Here is a 16,959-nt window from a genome sequence, read left to right as displayed (position 1 = left end):
GAAAGGAGGAGAGTACCTTGTTAACGCATATCGTTCCGAAGTTTGAAAAAGGTCGTATTCTCAAAACCGAGATGCTGGAAAACCTGCGGGACTACCCCCGTAGTTTTCTGGATATCCGGTATCAGGATTATTCGGATGGCATCATTACAGGGATGAACGTAACTGTCGGGGAGCACACGCTGACCGTAGGCAGAGGCATTGTGAAGCACAACGATAAATTGTACCTGCTGGAGCAGGAGTACGAAGTGCCGTATGCAGCCACGGGAAGGCTGTCGGTGTTGAAGCTGCACTTTTTAGAGCCAACAGATCGTCCGGATTTCGTCGCTCACCATGCAGATATCGTGCTGGAGGAAGAGGCAGAATTCAGTCTGGATGAATTGGAGCTCGGCCGATTCAAACTTAAAGACGGTGCCGTGCTTCGCTCGAAGTATCAGGATTTTGCCGACATGGCTACAGAATTCAATACATGGAGTGATATCCATGCCCCCTTTGCAGGCCTGAAGCAGAGTACATTGCGACCGGAAACGATACGCTATTTCGCATCCGAGCTGCTTAAAAGTGGTGCAACAGATCCGATGGATTGTATGTTTGCGTTGATGTGCCTAAACTCGGAAGTTGTAGGCAGGGAATCCATTCAGCATTATATTGCAAACCGAAACGCTACGGAATACAGAGAGTATTCTCATGCTCAGTTGCATAGACAGTTAGTCCTAATTTTAGAAGGCGCCGGACGTGGAAAACGAGCAGCAGGCCGTTGGCAGGGCGGCGGAGCCGGACGGATGATTGTGGATTAGAAAATTAGGTAGAGGAGTGTGCGTTATGAAATACGAGGATGAGAAAATTTTGGATCTGCTCCACGAGATGGAGAAGCTGAAGAGGCCTAGCGATATTTTAGCATGTCCCCTAATCATTGACGGTCAATCCTATAGGTTTGAAGAGCGATCTTTCTTTAGCGACCGGCTAAAAATGCATGTCCCCTCTAACTTTACTCCTATGCCCAAGCATTTACAAAAGATTAAATATCCTCATGAGCAACGTCCAGAAATAATTTTGACAAATGATTTGGGAAGTGTGGATGTTACGCTCAATCGGGTGGATCAGACATTACAAGATGAATGGGTGAAACAACTCACTTCAGGAATGAAGGCAATGATGAAAAATATGAATCCAGCCCATGTGTTTTATGAAGAAAATGTGGAAGAGATTCATGGAAAGCAAATTGGCTACTTTGACTTTAAAAGTCCTGCGCTGGACCAGCCCATATACCACAATATGTTCTACTTTGAGCTGGAAGGACAGACGGTCATGGGAACATTTTGTTGTCCGTATAAGCAGTATGCTGAATGGCGAGATGTTGCCTTGCAGATGATTCGTACCATTCAAACGGTTGACGAGGCAGAAAAGGAGGGAAATGAATGAGTAACCCCATTTACACCACAGCAGATGTTCAGGTGGCCCCTTATCAGTTTCAGCGTGTATTAAGTATTCATCTTATTAAACAGTTAAACGAACATGTAAGCTTCTGCATACGTGGCATTGTTTCGGAAGACAAGCTGGATCGATACGTAGAGAAAGCAGATGAAGATGAACACATCGAAATCTTCTTAAAAAGTGAAGGTAAGGAGATTCGGTTTTTCCAGGGAATCGTGACGAATATTGCTGTAAAAGCTGTAAACGGAGTACGCGAGCTTACGATTGAGGCTAGCAGTGAAACCTTAATGATGGACATTCGCCCTAAACGTCGTTCGTTCCAAAAAACAGCGGAATCCTATAACAATCTATTTTCGTATGTTACAAGTTCATATACTAATGCAGAAGTGATAGATGAGGCTTCTCGTGGCGCAGCGATCGGTGAATTATTGGTGCAATACAATGAAACAGACTGGGCCTTTATCAAACGAATTGCTTCTCGGCTGCATGCTGCCTTAATTCCAATTACGATGCAACAAGGATTAAAATATGTGATTGGTGTCCCTCATTCTAGTTCCCCTCAACCGCTGAACGAACATAATTATTCCATAAAAAAAGACTTGAAAGAGCATAAGCTTATGTCTCGTAACGGACTGCCGGAATATGGCGAGTCTAACAGTTTGAGCTACGAAGTGACCAGCAACAAAATTCTAGAGCTTGGCAGTTCTGTTATTTTTCATAAAAGAACGCTTTACATAGCTAGGGCGGAGACGGTCACCGAAGGAAATCTGATCGTGAATCGTTACATTTTACGGGATGCACATGGGTTAAAATGCCCAACCGTTTATGCCTATGATTTATCAGGAGCCTCTCTGTTTGGCAAGGTGATTGATATTTCCAAAGAAAAAGTGAAAATCAAGCTGGAAATTGACCAAGGCTCAACTGCATCTGGGGCTATGTGGTTCCCCTATTCTACTGTCTATTCATCTCCTGATGGAAGCGGCTGGTATGTTATGCCGGAAGTAGGGGATCAAATTCGTCTGTACTTTCCAGATGAACGCGAACAGCATGCCTTTGCTGCTAGTTCTGTCGATCTTGCCTCCTCTGATCCTGTTAAAAGAAGTGATCCTGCGGTCAAAAGTATTAGCACCAAATACGGCAAACAAGTCGTTTTCAAACCAGGTGCAGTCGAAATTATCAACAGTGGACAAATGCTCATGCGCCTGACGGATGAAGGCGGGATCGAGATTAACAGTAACAAAAAAATAACCCTGTCTGCTCAGGAAGATATCCAAATTACGGGTGGAACAAAAATTATTATGGAGGGAAAAGAAGGCGTAAGTTTCATTCAATCTGGAGCCAAACTCGACATCATAGACGATGTGAGATTAACCGGGGGTAAGGTGAACATTGAATGAAGCTCATGGATCGGGATGCTGCATTGCAAGATTTACTGGAAAAACACGTATTCACGGAATGGATACAGGATTTGGCCCTTATTGAAAACAACTTTCTGTCACGCCAGCAAGCCATTGAAGATGAGCTTATAGCAGCTTTAGAGTCGTTATGCCAGCTTGCTACCGTACAGCATGAACAAGGTCGAAAAGGGAAGATTCGATATATTTATATCTCTTTGCTCAGAACCCGTGTTATGAAAAATAGAGCGATTTACCGTATTGATGCCTATGATGAGAATTGGTTTCTGGATGAGGCTGAATGCGCTGTCGAATGGTCGGCAGGCTTTATTTTCCAGCCTTTGTTCAACCGCATGGCTAAACTGGAACAACTTAAATCAAATTATGCTCGTAAGATCACTACGATGGACATTGAACAAATTCAACAAATTGAGGCGGTCAAATACCATCTGCTTACTGTTGAGTTTTTAAAAAGTCAGATGCCAGTCTTTGTTGTTTCCCCTTCGTTAGCAAGGATGCCGAAAGCTGAGGTATGCACGATATTTGCTGGAGAGTTTCGCGATGATAGCAAAATATTATGCCGGTTTACAAGTGATGGGGGAGCCGAGAAGCGAGAGGGGGGATCTTCATGGATTATTTCCTCTTAAAGCAGGACGTGCGGTATACCAATGTTCCTGCGCTACTCAAGGTGAGAGAAACGATTGATCCTTGGAAACTGTATGATTTACGGCCCGAGGATATTGTCAAACCATTGATGTTCCATGTGAAGGCGGATGCAGAAAGTATTTTTATTGATTATTTAGAAGGGCCTATTCCTCTCTTTTCAGATGCTTTAAAACGCCTTATCCAAGCCTATATGCCGGAGTTGCCCTTGAAATTAACCATACTTACACAGATCGAACAGAAGATACAGAAGAATTACTATATTCCTTTTATAGCGCAGCTGAAAGCTGTACATCCGGAAAGCGAATGGAATGTGAATCAAAATGTGATTAGAAATCTGGTATTACACGCAGATGCTATTCGAGGGCACAAGATATTTAGAGTTCAGGAGAGTGCTGCCCCGTTGATCGTCGTCCGTCTAGACGTGGCGGAAAGCATATTGCGGCGTGATTTTACCGGGATCTCATTGGAACAAGTCCGGGTGAAATAAGGAGGGATAAGAACATGTCAGGCAATGAGTATTATGTGGTACGGGGAGCCTGTATGCGTTGTACATGTGGGACTCATCCTCGGAAGATCAATTTGCCGAACAGCCACGGGGCATATGTTAATGGTAAACCCATGATGAATGAAGGCGACTATTCTCCAGAAAACGTCCCTCATTTTGGAATTTGCAGCAGTTCGGAGCAACCAAGTACCGAGACTATATACCTGATCGCAGAAGATGGTTCTACGATCTCAGGAAAGCCATGTCTGCCGATGCTGACGGATACATGGAAAAATACAAAAGAACAGACCAAGGTGGGAGGGCTACCAGCCTTGACGACCTCCTCTTTTCAGACTTGTTTATATCATGGATTTATCGAATTTCATACGAATGGCCAGCAGGAGGAGTAGCTGGAAGGGAGGTTTGAAAACATGATAGGATATGATCAGATTCGAATAGATTCGCCTTACCCTATTCAGGTCTTACAGGATGTTCGAATTGAGTGGAAGCCTGGTGAACATGGGCGAATTACACTCACAGGCATATGCAAGGAGTCTAGCCATGTCACAGCTGCGCTGGATGCGACCTCAGAGGACCAGCTACATGTGTATGCGCAGGATGGACAAGAGGAAATCAGCTTGTTTAAGGGTATCGTCCATACAGTGGAAGTTGAGAACTGTAATGGAGTATATACATTTACATTGGAAGGAATCAGCGCTTCGTTTGAATTGGATATTGTCAAAAGAAAGCGGTCTTTCCCTGAAGAAAAACAAACATATAAACAGTTAATAAATAAGCTTGCTCAAGGCTATGAGCAAAGTGATGTCCTATACCAGACCGGAGAGCAGTCGGTAGACGAAGCCATTTTACAATATGATGAAACCGATTGGGAGCTTATGAAACGGATGGCAAGCCGTTTACATACAGTGGTGGTCAGTGACATATGGGAGTCCGCATCGCCGAAGCTGTATTTCGGAATGCCTGCTGGCACACAGCGAACGATTCGGCAGGATACGCCTTATACGGCAAGTAAAGATTTAAGGGGCTATCAGCGGGCAGGCGGGACGTCAGCCGGGCTACATGATACCGACTTTTTCAAATACCAGATTGAAAGCGGAGAGCGGTATGCTCTTGGAGATGAAGTGCAATTTCGTCAGAAAACGATGATTGTAACTGAATTGTGGAGTCGAATGGAAAGGGGTCATTTGCTATTCAGTTATGTGTTGGCTCGTGCGGAGGGTATACGCAGTGATTTCATCCCTAATCCCAAAATGATCGGGATTTCACTGGAAGGAGAGGTTCTCGCGGTTCGGGGAGAGGAAGTAAAGCTGCGGCTGGCGATTGATAAGGACGATGGGGTATCCGAGCCGCATTGGTACCCGTTTGCTCCCCCGACAGGAAGCGCGATGTATAGCATGCCGAAGGTAGGGACACAGGCGAGCCTGTATTTTCCGGATGCATCTGGTTCCAGAGCAATGATTTTGGGTGCGGTTCGTACAAATGGTGACAGTTGTGCTAAGACGAGTAATCCCAATGATCGATATTTTGGTACAGAGCATGGTAGTGAGCTGAAATTGGCACCGGATCGCATCCATATCATAGGTGATCCGGGTGGGGCATTGCAGATGAGTCTGGATGATGCTGTTGGCATTGAAATTACCAGTCCCAAAAAGCTGACGTTAGAAGCAGAGCAGGAAATTATTCTAAATACGCCTAAGAAAATCATTATTAATGGAACGAGCCAGGTCATGGCGTACCAGACGGGAGGAAGCACGGGGGTTTCGGTAGAGAACGAATACCACGTGTTAGGAGGAAACGTCTGGGCTGATGGCAGCGACCGAACCGCGTATCCTCCATTTGATGATGAACCAAAAGAAGGAGAGCCCCCTCCACCGCCGCCTCCCCCTGAACCGTTTAACTGGGGAAAGCTGGGGATGAATATATTGGGCGGTTTGGCGGTCGTGGCAGCTGTGGCTGTAGTAGCGGCTGTTACAGTAGCTACGCTTGGAGCGGGTACGGTAGTCATTGCGGCTGTAGCCGGAGGAGCGATGCTGGCGGGAGGTTTGGGTGTAGCCAGTTTGGCGGCATCAGATATTGCCCGAGGGGAAGTGAGTGACTTTAGTGACTATGCCCTGACCGGCTTAAGAGAAGCGGGGATCGGGGCAGTGTCTGGAGCGATTTTTGGTCCACTCGGTGTAGGAGGAACACTGCTAAGAAAAGCAGCGATCGGCGGTGTGACAAATGCAGCAGAAAATCTGGCGAGTCAGGTGCTAAGTGGTGAAAAGATTAACTGGGGTTCAGTAGCGAAAGATGCGGGCTTGGGTTTTGTCACCGTAGGCTTACTGGACTCCAAAGTAGGCAAGGCTATCGGCGGATTCGCGGAAAAGGTAGGCAGTAAGGTTACACCGCAATGGATTAGCAAGGGTGTAGATGCAGTCGGGGCAGGCTTTGGCAAAGCTGTAAACAAGCTGGAGCAGGCTGGTAGTAAACTGGGTCAGAAATTTAATGAGCAACTGAGTAAAATGGCAGACGGCCTTAGCCACGGGAAGTTAGCTACGGCCAACGGAGCGCCAGTTCCGCACGTTAATAAGATAGACAGCGGACCACTTCCGCAGACGGATGTCCAGAAGAATTACAATAAGGTCATGAAGGAAATGGAAGAAAAAGCAGCGAAAAAGGTTGAGGGCGCTGGTGATGCTGCTAGCAGGCAAAAGCTAATAGAGGATTCTAAAGATTTTGCTAGAGAGCAGTTAGACAAGCATATTCAGTTCATTAAGGACGGTGGAATAAAAAAACCTCTTGATGAAAATGGATTTGGTGGCGGAAAATATAAACCGGACGTAATAAGTGCCGCAGTAGACATAACAACGGTAGGTAGTAAAAAAACTAAAATAAAATTTGGCTATAACGGGGCTAGAGAAGGACAATTCAATCCAAGTGTAACGGAACTGCATCCTGACTTAGCTGACATAGCAAAAGAGACAAGGAAGAAAGCTAAAAACGACCCTAATAATCCGTACAAAGACGACGAAAGTTTCGAGCTATGGCATGTTGAGAATTGTGCTGAAATTCAGGCGGTCAATCAGCTTTTATGGTCAGGTTCAAAAATAGAAGATATACTGATAAGTACTGTTAACGGTAAAGGAAAATATAAACCACCATGTAAAAACTGTCAGAAGACATTTTTCGATTTCATTAATGATTTTCATGAATAATATTTTTGAATAAATAGGAGGTTGCTTCATGCGAAACATATCAGATGAAACGAGAGAAATACTGCTACAAGCAGGATGGAATCCAAATAATAAGCTTGATTTAACCGAGACAGTTAGTTTTTTGGAGGCAATGGGATATGAAGTATTCAATCCAGTTATTGAAGCATTAAGTCTATTTGGTGGAATTGAATATAAATTTAAGCATCCGGATGGAAGTTTAGAGACGTTTCATTTTATCCCTGAAGAAGCTGTTGGGGATTACTATGAAAAAGAAGACTTTGAGGAATTTGAGGCGCGAGTGAAAGAGCCGCTTGTTATAGTTGGAGAGGCATACCGTGGGAATTTAATAATGTTTATCTCGAAATCAGGGAAGGTATTTGGGAAAAATGGGTATTCATTATTTAAGTTCGGAGATAACATTTTGGAGGCACTAGACACTCTTTGTTTATTTAGGAAACCGGAAGAAATAGAATAATAAAGTTCAGTCATTTATCAAAGACTTTGGCAACATGAGAAAGGTTATGCGGTGCTCAATGAGCCACTTAACCTTGTATAAAGGATATAATCCAATTAGTTACGAATTGAGTTGTACGCACAGAATGATTTTTTCCACAAGAACTATTAATATTTTAAAGGATGCTGGTTGGTATCCCGTAAGAAAAATAGAGATCGGCTCAACAATAAACTTCTTAGAAAAAAGAGAATTTGAAGTATTTTATCCTGCTAAAAAGGCATTTGAACATTTCGGAGGGCTAAAGTATTCAGTGCCTAGTGATGAATCAGATGACTTTCAGATAGACCCTGAATTTTTAAGGGAAGGAATCGAAAGGAAACACTATAGCAGGTACGAAAAGATAATTGGAGAAGAGCTAGTTCTAATCGGATTGGCATATGACGGTAATGCAACTATGTTTATGTCTAAGATAGGAAAAGTATACGGTATCATAGACGACTATTATATTTGGAAATAATGTATATGAAGCTATGAATAATTTATGTGAGAGTAAAGAGCTAAAGATAATTTGTAAGGAATGAATTATAGTGTTTTTACAAGTCAAATAGGTAATAAATGAATTCAGTTTTAATAGATAAATTTCAAATGCTTATTCTAATGTAAATCAATCTTTATTTTTCAGTTTAGTGAGTTTATAAATTTTATTCTTATTCAAACCAGATTAGTCTTAAAATTCAGTCAGTAAGCCCCTAATGCGGCAATAGGACAACCTTGTGTCTATGAACCCCTTAGGGGCTGTCTATTTATAATTCCCTATTTCTAATAATTATCCCCTTTGAAAGCCTATACATTCTTTTAAATAAAAAAGATGACATATGTTTAAAAACAGGAAGAAAGTCACTAAGACTATAGTCGCTTGTTTGGTGAAGTATGCATACCTTAATCTGCTGAAATTCGACATTTTTTATGCTAGATGAATGTGTTCGAGATTAAGCTTGAAATCAACGGGGTTGTCGTATCAAGGAATAATCCCTTTTAGGAGCCTATAAAAAAGGACACTGTAACGGATAAGTAGTGCCATTGCGCAATTATGCTTGTCCATTATGAATCTTTTCATATCGCTCATCCACGCCTTGTAAAATCAGTTCGATTAGATTAGAAGATTTGCATACATATGTATAAAAATGAGTATTAAGTCTCAGAAACTCCCTTTGCTACTGTGAATTGACAAAATGTAATACAGTGGATAATATGGTTGGGGACACGGGAGATATTGGAATTTAAAAAGGGGTAATGAGTTTTGAACAAGAGACTAGATAACAGATGTAACAACAAAATGAGATGGGGCCAAACGATTTTTGGAGCGTTGTTGGCGCTTAGTCTGGTATTACTCAGTGGGGGTCATGCGTGGGCTTCGTCCAGTGAACAGTTAAAATGGATTGAGGGTGGCCGAAAGGTAGACCTGGGAAAAATGGCTACGGTTGATCTGGACTCATCTCTTCTTTTCTTGGATGCGGCTAACACAGCAAAAGTAAGTGAGATGAATCACGAGAAACCATCTGGCAAGGAGATTGGAAGTATATTTCCGAAGGATGAAAATCAAAATTGGGAAGTTATTTTTGAATACTATGAACTTGGACACATCAAGGATGATGAAAAAGAAGACATCGACGCAGATGCCATTCTAGATAGTTATAAAAAAGGTACAGAAGAGAGTAACAAGGAAAAAGCCGAAAGTGATCGCCTGTATGTTAAGGGCTGGGATGTGGAGCCTTTTTATAATGAAGCGACCCATAATCTGACCTGGTCTATGTTGGCCGAAGATGGGAACAAGGAAAAGCTGATCAATTATAACGTTCGTGTGCTCACTCGTCAGGGTTATATCTCTGCCATATTAGTATCCGATCCTGCGCATTTGGATGCGGATAAGAAGTTTTTGAATGATAGCATACTACCCAAGCTGACCGTGAAATCAGGGGAGCGATACGAGGATTTTAATGCATCAACCGACAAAATTTCTGAGTATGGTCTGACTGGACTGATCTTGGGAGGAGCCGGCTTGGCAGTAGCTAAAAAGGTGGGCTTGTTGGCATTAATCATTGCTTTTTTTAAGGGCGCAGGAATTAAGGTGCTCGTACTCATTGGTGCGGCTTGTGCAGGTGTGTTTGGTGTGATAGGTAAGTTTTTTGCTAAATTATTCCGTAAGAAAAAAACTGAGTCCATGCACAATGAACCGAATGCTCAGGATCAGTCAGAACCTTACAGTAGCAATAAAGAAAACACGCCATTATAAGTAGGGGAATATAGATGTCCGTTCATGATGATGGGAAAAAGCAAATTTATAAATTGGATAATAAACGTTTTGCTATTCTTCATTCTCATGCCATTCTTACCGATTTGGCTCGGGCTCAGGCAGTCTGATCAGTACACACAGATTATGAAGCTTAGCCAAGACCAATATAAACAGATGATTCTGGTGATGACAAGACCCATGAATCATCTGTTTTTTCGTTTATTTATCCCTTGTAATACTTTCGGTACACCGCAGGTGTCGTACCTTCATACTTTTTGAATATTTTAATAAAATACCCCGGCTCATTGAAGCCGAGCTCGCTACTGATCTGTGATACCGGAATATCTGTAGCTTCGAGCAGTTGCTTCGCCCATTTCATCTTCAAGCGGGAAAGATAGCTGGAGAAATTTTCGCCCGTTTCTTTGGCAAACAGCCGGCTAAAATAGCTTGGACTAATGTGACACAAGTCAGCCATGGCTTTTAGAGAAAAATTTTCACCCTTGTGCTCGTAAATATATTCAAAGGCGGGTTTGAGTACAGGATTTCCGCACAGAATATCCTCATCCCCTGAGGAGTTCAGATAGGCATCTGCTAAGATATTATTCATTTCTTTCTTAAGGCTTTCGATATGCTTCAGCGAGTAGCCAGGAAGGATCTCGGACAACTGCGGAGTGGACTTGATGGCCGAAGCCTTTTCAAACATTTCCGCAAGAAGATTTTTGTTCATCGCTTCTTCAACAATATAATTACATAATAAGGATAACATGTTGGAGATCATCTGAATTTCCTGATAGGTCATTGTCGGCAGATCGGCGTAGTAGTCCTTAAGTTCCTCCCATTTGGAGCTGTACAGCTTTTCATTTTTGGACGTGAGGATCTGTTCCAAATGTAAAGCGCTCGAAGGATCGGCTAGGCGAACCTGGCCTGCCATGACGGCGCCGATATACTTATCGTCGATAATGATCGGTACCGCGATGTCAACGATGTCATAATGACAGAGATAAATGTAAGGTTTGTTAGAACGCACGGCCTCAAGTCCACCACGAGAGTCACATTTTTGGCAATAAGGAAGGAGATTCTCATCTTGGCGAACCTTCTTGCAGAACGATTGGCATTGGCTGTGGCTGGTTACCGGATTTCCTCTATAATCGACGGTGAGAATGGCCAATTTGGTAACGGATGCCAATGAATCCTGCAACTGCTCCCACTTTTTCAAATCAAAGATTTTCTGGATGCTCAAATGTTCACGTAGCAAGCTTCTCATCCCTTAGTGGTAAATTATCCTGTAAGCAACAACAAGAAAGTACAATTTGCATTCTTCAGTGCAAAAAAATACGATTGCAGATTATAATATATTCCTTGATTCCTCCAATGTAAAGTTTACACGGTTCGTTTATAGTTTAATTCAGAACGAAACCAACACAATAAAGGGAGGAATTATAGATGAGAAAAGCATTTATTAGCCCAAGCAAATATGTACAAGGTGAAAACGAATTGTTGAATTTGGGTTACTATGTGAGCACTTTCGGCAAATCTGCTTTACTGATCGCGCATCCTGCTGATGTGGCACGGGTGAAAGATAAGCTTGATTCCACTACGGAAAAGTATAACGTAACCTTTGTTGAAAGCGGTTTTATGGGTGAGTGTTCCAGACAGGAAGTGTCTAGACTTCAGGAAATCGCCACTGCGAATGGATGTGATTGCATCGTTGGTCTCGGTGGTGGCAAAGCGATTGATGCAGCGAAATGTGTGGCACAAGGGGAAGCGCTTATTATCTGTCCGACGATTGCTGCGACGGATGCGCCCACAAGTCATTCGGCCGTTCTTTATACCCCGGAAGGCGCCTTTGACGATTACGCTTATTTTAAACAAAGCCCAAGTGTCGTATTAGTCGACACCACTGTAATCACTAATGCACCAACCCGATTCCTCGTATCAGGTATGGGGGATGCACTTTCGACTTACTTTGAAGCCCGTGCGACCTCCCGTTCTTACTCCAGGGTTAACGCCGGACTACCTAACGGAGTATGCGAAGGTCAGTGTGCTCCAGCCGTAGGGACGAATGCGGCGATGGCACTTGCAACGTTATGTTATGAAATGCTCTTAAAAGACGGCGCCAAAGCCAAAGCGGCATGCGATGAAAATCAAGTTACACAAGCACTCGAAAATATCGTTGAAACTAATATTTTACTCTCAGGCCTTGGCTTCGAAAGCGGCGGACTTGCTGCGGCCCATGCGATTCATGATGGACTCACCATTTTGGAAGGTACGCACCACTATTACCATGGAGAGAAAGTCGCCTTCGGTACGATCGCACAGCTGGTGCTCGAAAACGCACCGACAGAGGAATTGCATCAGGTGCTAGATTTCTGTCTAACTGTCGGTTTGCCAGTCTGCCTGGCTGATATCGGCGTTGATCATATCAGTCCGGAAGAACTGATGGAAGTGGCTGCCAAGGCCTGCATTGAGGAGGAATCGATTCATGCGATGCCGTTTCCGATCACGGTGGAGCAGGTTGCGGCGGCCATTGCTGAGGCCGATCGAATCGGCAGCCAATACAAAGCGGAGGTAAAGTAGCATGAAAAAAGTCATCAACCGTACGGAGAACTTGGTCCTTGAGATGTGCAGCGGTATTGCGCTCGCGCATCCCGAGTTGGAATTCCTGCCCAAATATAAAGTACTCAAGAAAAAGGAACTGAACGCGGAGAAAGTAACGCTCATCAGCGGCGGCGGCAGTGGGCACGAGCCTGCACATGCCGGCTTTGTCGGCAAAGGGATGCTCGATGCGGCGGTCTGTGGTGATGTCTTTGCCTCGCCTTCGCAAATTCAGGTGTATCAGGCCATCCGAGCAACAGCTGGGAAAAAAGGCACACTGCTGATTATCAAAAACTACAGTGGTGATATCATGAACTTTAGAAACGGCGCTCATCTCGCTGCTGAAGACGGTCTGGAAGTGGATTATGTAAAGGTTGAAGACGACATCGCTGTAGAAGACAGCCTATACACGGTTGGGCGGCGCGGTGTAGCAGGTACGGTGCTTGTGCATAAGATCGCGGGTGCAGCGGCTGAAGAGGGGCGTAGTCTGGCGGAAGTCAAAACAGTGGCCGAGAAAGCAGCGGCCAATGTACGTAGTATCGGATTCGCCTTGACATCATGTACCGTGCCGGCGAAGGGCTCGCCAACGTTTGAGCTTGGGGATGATGAAATGGAGTACGGCGTCGGCATCCACGGTGAGCCTGGTATCAGACGGGAAAAGCTGACGGATGCGGATACGCTGGCAGACAGAATGGTAAGTGATCTCCTTCGAGACATGCAGATCGAAAACGGATTCAGCGGGGAAATCGCTCTGCTAATCAATGGTTTTGGAGGTACCCCTCTGCAAGAACTGTACCTTTTCAACTATGCGGTCACTCGCAAACTAGCAGCGAAGGGGGTCAAGACCAATCGAGCTTTCGTCAACAATTATATGACGAGTATCGATATGGCGGGCATCTCAGTTTCGATCATGAAGCTGGACGACGAACTGAAAACGCTACTTTCCCAGGAAAGCAGCGCGCCTGCGTTCAAGGTAACCGGACCTGTAGATCACGTTGAATTCACGGATCTTTCAACTGTAGCAGACGAACATCGGCAGGTATCTTTCGAGGTGGAAACCGCCCCTGATTTTGCGGCTATTGAGAATAACAAAGTTACATTGAACAATCTAATCTATCTGGTTGACAAAATGAGTGCGGTTATCATCAAGAATGAGGTGCCTTTCTGCGAGCTTGATTCTCATGCAGGCGACGGCGACTTTGGCATGAGTGTGGCGAAGGGATTTCGTCAGCTGAAACGGGAATGGAGAGACATCCTGGACCAAGAATCTTTGACGATGGGAACCTTTCTACATTCATGCTCGCTCGTCATCATGGAATACTGTGGTGGGGCTTCGGGTCCAATCTGGGGTTCGGCATTTCGCGCGGCGGCACGATCTGCGGGCGATCGAAGCGAACTGACCGTTGCCGAATTCGCAGATATGATGCAGGCTGCGGTGCAAGGCATTCAATCGACAGGTGAACGTTCTTTCGGGAGAGGAGCCGTCGTTGGTGATAAAACGCTTATTGATGCATTAGTGCCCTGTGCCGATAGCTGGATAGAGAGCGCGAAATCAAATGTTGACGTGAAGGCAGCCTTTGTACGAGGTGCTCAAGCTGCTGTACTGGGGGCCAAAAAGACAGAAGACATCGTGGCACGTATGGGACGTGCCGGAGCGGTCGGAGAGAGAAGTCTTGGTTATCCAGATGCGGGGGCTTATGCGCTTGGAGTAATTTTTACAGAGCTTGCTGAATGTTTGAGCTGATTGTCTATATATCCAAATTACTGCCATGAACCCTTCGTTCTTCTATACTCGCTAATTCTTAAAAATTCAAGGTTTGTTCATTGCAATTGGGGTGCATTAGCGTTATAATTTCAGACGGATTCAAAGGGCTTATCCGTGAATCCGAGGGAGTTTATCCCATCTGAGCAAGCCTACTGCATGCTCAAATAAGAATTAAGCGAGGGATTTACAATGAAAACCTGCTGCACCATCCAAGTTGACGAAGACAGTTTAGTTATTGATTTGCCAGAAGAAGGAACCACACTAGAATCCCTGCTCGGTGATATTGAGAGCTGTGGAGGAAGTGAAGAACCTTGGCTACAACTTATAGACAAGGTAATAGGTAACTCATCTGAGACTGTACTGACAGATCAAGCGACGGATGGCGGCGAGATGAACGAAGATCAGGCAACCCAAGAACCTCAAGCTGCCGCTAAGGGGTAATAGGGACATCACACGATAAGACGATATTTTTTACATTATTCGCTCACATATAAGATCATGACAAGACTGCTGTACCGGGCCTAGGCATCGGGAAGCAGTCTTTTTTTAGCCATTTAATCAGCTAAGACTAGCCAAATTTTTCAATAGGCTATGAGGCTTTTGTCCCTTTAGTACTCTACAGGAGCCAACCAAGGGATACATATCCCAAAACCGTGACTTCTTATTCATTTTCTGAGATAAAGTCGTAATACAATATAGAAATAACTATAATAGTAGTAGCATCCATATACAGGTAAGTGACAGCGAATGTTGGACCTGATCCTCTTATTGTACGAAGGAGGGGGTGAAAAAGCAGAGAACAACGCACTGATAAGTCTCATCTAATTTATAAAAAGGAAGGAACGTGTAAATGATGAACAGGCAATGGGTCCTGCCAAGGATCGCAAAAAGAGTAGCAGTACTGTTAACAGCAGTGATGCTATTAACATTAACGAATGGATTCAATTGGAATGCGCCAACAGCAGCGGCGGCCGGGACGACCCCAGTGGAACGTTACGGACAACTTTCAGTAAAGAACGGTAAATTGGTGGATAAAAATGGACAACCTGTACAGCTCAAAGGTATTAGTTCTCATGGCGTACAGTGGTTTGGGGATCTGGTAAATCAGGACACCATGAAATGGTTGCGGGACGATTGGGGCATTTCCGTATTTCGAGTTGCATTGTACACTGAAGAAAACGGATATATTGCCAACCCTTCATTGAAAAACAAAGTGAAGGAAGCGATTGAGGCAGCACAGAAACTGGGTCTGTACGTCATTATTGACTGGCACATTCTCTCTGATGGCGATCCGAACATTCATAAAAATGAAGCGAAAGCTTTCTTTAATGAATTTTCCACCAAGTATGGTCATTTGCCCAACGTTATCTATGAACTCGCTAATGAGCCAAATGGGAATGTGAACTGGAACAATCAAATCCGGCCTTATGCATCTGAGGTAACTCAGGTGATCCGCGCTAAGGATCCGGATAATATTATTATTGTAGGAACAGGTACCTGGAGCCAGGATGTACAAGATGCAGCAGACCATCCGCTTCCAGATAAAAATACAATGTATACCGTGCATTTCTATGCAGGTACACATGGACAATCTTTACGTGATCGGATTGATTATGCCCTGAACAAAGGTGTAGGCATTTTTGCTACCGAGTGGGGTACAAGTGACGCTTCGGGTAACGGTGGTCCGTTCCTGAATGAATCCAAAGTATGGACTGATTTTATGGCCAGTCGCAAAATCAGTTGGGCCAATTGGTCGCTTTCCGACAAAAATGAGACCTCTGCTGCCCTGTTGCCTGGTGCCGACCGCAAGGGTGGATGGCCTGATTCACAATTAACGGCTTCCGGCAAATTTGTAAAACAGGCGATTCTGGAAGGCTCCAGCAATCATGGTGGAGGAAGCAACGGCGGGAATAGCGGCGGAGATGGCAACAATGGTGGTAATAACAATGGTAGTAATAACAATGGTGGAAATAACGGTGGCGATCACAGTGGAAGTACACCAGGCGGTAATAATGAAGGGATTGTGCTTCAATATCGCACCGATGACACGAACGCCAAGGATAATGCAATCCGGCCTCAATTTAATATCAAAAATACCGGAAAAACAGCTGTGAAGTTGAGTGACCTGAAAATTCGCTACTATTACACAGATGAGAGCAAACAAGCTCAGCAGTTTTTTGTAGATTGGGCCAAGATTGGTAATGAAAAGGTAAAAGCAACTTTTGTAACTTTGCCAAATCCGAAGTCCAAGGCTGATAAATATGTGGAGATTTCCTTCACAGATGGAGCGGGAACGATTCAGCCCGGCGGCGAAACCGGAGAAATTCAATCTCGTATTCACGCAGCGAATTGGAGCAATTTTGATGAGACTAACGATTACTCCTATGGAGCAACCCAAACAGCATTTGCAGACTGGGACCACGGCACCGTATATCAGCAAGGTAAGCTGGTATGGGGCATAGAACCCTAGGATATGCTGTAGCTACTACTAACTACTGAACGAGTAAGATATATAGGACTTTTGGTTGCGGTCTTTTGAAGATATGAAGTACAGTGTGTACGCCTTTGGTGTATGGTATATACTACCAAAGTACCATACGGCATTCAACTTTAGTGGTGTCTACACTACTTCTATAGTACGGATGGGTTGGTTCTAATGAAC

Annotated in this window: 15 protein-coding genes; 14 read left to right on the top strand and 1 reads right to left on the bottom strand. The window is 44.3% G+C overall.

What is annotated here, in order from left to right; all coding sequences use genetic code 11:
• Window positions 1–17 precede the first annotated feature (17 nt).
• The 10 genes from FKV70_RS14155 (at window position 18) to FKV70_RS14110 (ending at window position 9,937) form a co-directional block, all read left to right on the top strand.
• Window positions 18–794: a DNA and RNA helicase gene (locus FKV70_RS14155; protein ID WP_142613242.1), complete on the top strand. Its 777-nt coding sequence runs from the start codon at window positions 18–20 to the stop codon at window positions 792–794.
• A 25-nt stretch (window positions 795–819) separates the two neighbouring features.
• Window positions 820–1,419, top strand: a complete 600-nt coding sequence (locus FKV70_RS14150; protein WP_142613241.1) for a hypothetical protein — start codon at window positions 820–822, stop codon at window positions 1,417–1,419.
• Window positions 1,416–2,828: a phage baseplate assembly protein V gene (locus FKV70_RS14145; protein ID WP_142613240.1), complete on the top strand. Its 1,413-nt coding sequence runs from the start codon at window positions 1,416–1,418 to the stop codon at window positions 2,826–2,828. Before FKV70_RS14150 ends, FKV70_RS14145 begins: the two co-directional genes overlap by 4 nt.
• Window positions 2,825–3,472 carry a hypothetical protein gene (locus FKV70_RS14140; RefSeq protein ID WP_142613239.1) on the top strand — a complete coding sequence of 216 codons (648 nt, stop codon included), beginning with the start codon at window positions 2,825–2,827 and terminating at the stop codon, window positions 3,470–3,472. The genes FKV70_RS14145 and FKV70_RS14140 overlap by 4 nt, the downstream gene beginning before the upstream one ends.
• Complete coding sequence (locus FKV70_RS14135) at window positions 3,454–3,978, top strand: hypothetical protein (RefSeq protein WP_064796815.1); 525 nt, start codon at window positions 3,454–3,456, stop codon at window positions 3,976–3,978. Before FKV70_RS14140 ends, FKV70_RS14135 begins: the two co-directional genes overlap by 19 nt.
• A gap of 14 nt (window positions 3,979–3,992) precedes the next feature.
• Window positions 3,993–4,385: a DUF4280 domain-containing protein gene (locus FKV70_RS14130; RefSeq protein WP_142613238.1), complete on the top strand. Its 393-nt coding sequence runs from the start codon at window positions 3,993–3,995 to the stop codon at window positions 4,383–4,385.
• A gap of 21 nt (window positions 4,386–4,406) precedes the next feature.
• Window positions 4,407–7,190 (top strand): hypothetical protein, encoded by a 2,784-nt coding sequence (locus FKV70_RS14125; protein WP_244310744.1) that lies wholly within the window; start codon window positions 4,407–4,409, stop codon window positions 7,188–7,190.
• Window positions 7,191–7,218: 28 nt separating this feature from the next.
• Window positions 7,219–7,665, top strand: a complete 447-nt coding sequence (locus tag FKV70_RS14120; RefSeq protein WP_064796813.1) for an SUKH-3 domain-containing protein — start codon at window positions 7,219–7,221, stop codon at window positions 7,663–7,665.
• 73 nt (window positions 7,666–7,738) lie between these two features.
• Window positions 7,739–8,161, top strand: a complete 423-nt coding sequence (locus FKV70_RS14115; RefSeq protein ID WP_162305669.1) for an SUKH-3 domain-containing protein — start codon at window positions 7,739–7,741, stop codon at window positions 8,159–8,161.
• 819 nt (window positions 8,162–8,980) lie between these two features.
• Window positions 8,981–9,937, top strand: a complete 957-nt coding sequence (locus FKV70_RS14110) for a DUF2167 domain-containing protein (protein WP_142613314.1) — start codon at window positions 8,981–8,983, stop codon at window positions 9,935–9,937.
• A 223-nt stretch (window positions 9,938–10,160) separates the two neighbouring features.
• Here FKV70_RS14110 and FKV70_RS14105 read toward each other — a convergent pair whose 3' ends face one another.
• Window positions 10,161–11,192, bottom strand: a complete 1,032-nt coding sequence (locus tag FKV70_RS14105) for a PocR ligand-binding domain-containing protein (RefSeq protein ID WP_142613236.1) — start codon at window positions 11,190–11,192, stop codon at window positions 10,161–10,163.
• 188 nt (window positions 11,193–11,380) lie between these two features.
• Here FKV70_RS14105 and FKV70_RS14100 point away from each other — a divergent pair, with 188 nt between their 5' ends.
• The 4 genes from FKV70_RS14100 to FKV70_RS14085 all read left to right on the top strand — a co-directional run bounded on the left by FKV70_RS14100 (window position 11,381) and on the right by FKV70_RS14085 (window position 16,767).
• Entirely contained in the window at window positions 11,381–12,514 is a 1,134-nt protein-coding gene (locus FKV70_RS14100; RefSeq protein WP_142613235.1) for a glycerol dehydrogenase, read from the top strand.
• Window position 12,515: 1 nt separating this feature from the next.
• Window positions 12,516–14,276, top strand: coding sequence for a dihydroxyacetone kinase subunit DhaK (dhaK, locus tag FKV70_RS14095; RefSeq protein WP_142613234.1), 1,761 nt, complete (start codon window positions 12,516–12,518; stop codon window positions 14,274–14,276).
• A gap of 210 nt (window positions 14,277–14,486) precedes the next feature.
• The gene (locus FKV70_RS14090) at window positions 14,487–14,738 is read left to right on the top strand and encodes a hypothetical protein (RefSeq protein ID WP_063211285.1); all 252 of its coding nucleotides are present in this window, start codon (window positions 14,487–14,489) and stop codon (window positions 14,736–14,738) included.
• Window positions 14,739–15,147: 409 nt separating this feature from the next.
• Window positions 15,148–16,767, top strand: coding sequence for a cellulase family glycosylhydrolase (locus tag FKV70_RS14085; RefSeq protein WP_142613233.1), 1,620 nt, complete (start codon window positions 15,148–15,150; stop codon window positions 16,765–16,767).
• Window positions 16,768–16,959: the final 192 nt, after the last annotated feature.

It is taken from the genome of Paenibacillus ottowii (genome assembly GCF_006874425.1).
GTDB classification, from domain to species: Bacteria; Bacillota; Bacilli; order Paenibacillales; family Paenibacillaceae; genus Paenibacillus; species Paenibacillus ottowii.
Note: the sequence above shows the minus strand (reverse complement) of the source record. Positions and strands in the feature narration are given on the sequence as shown.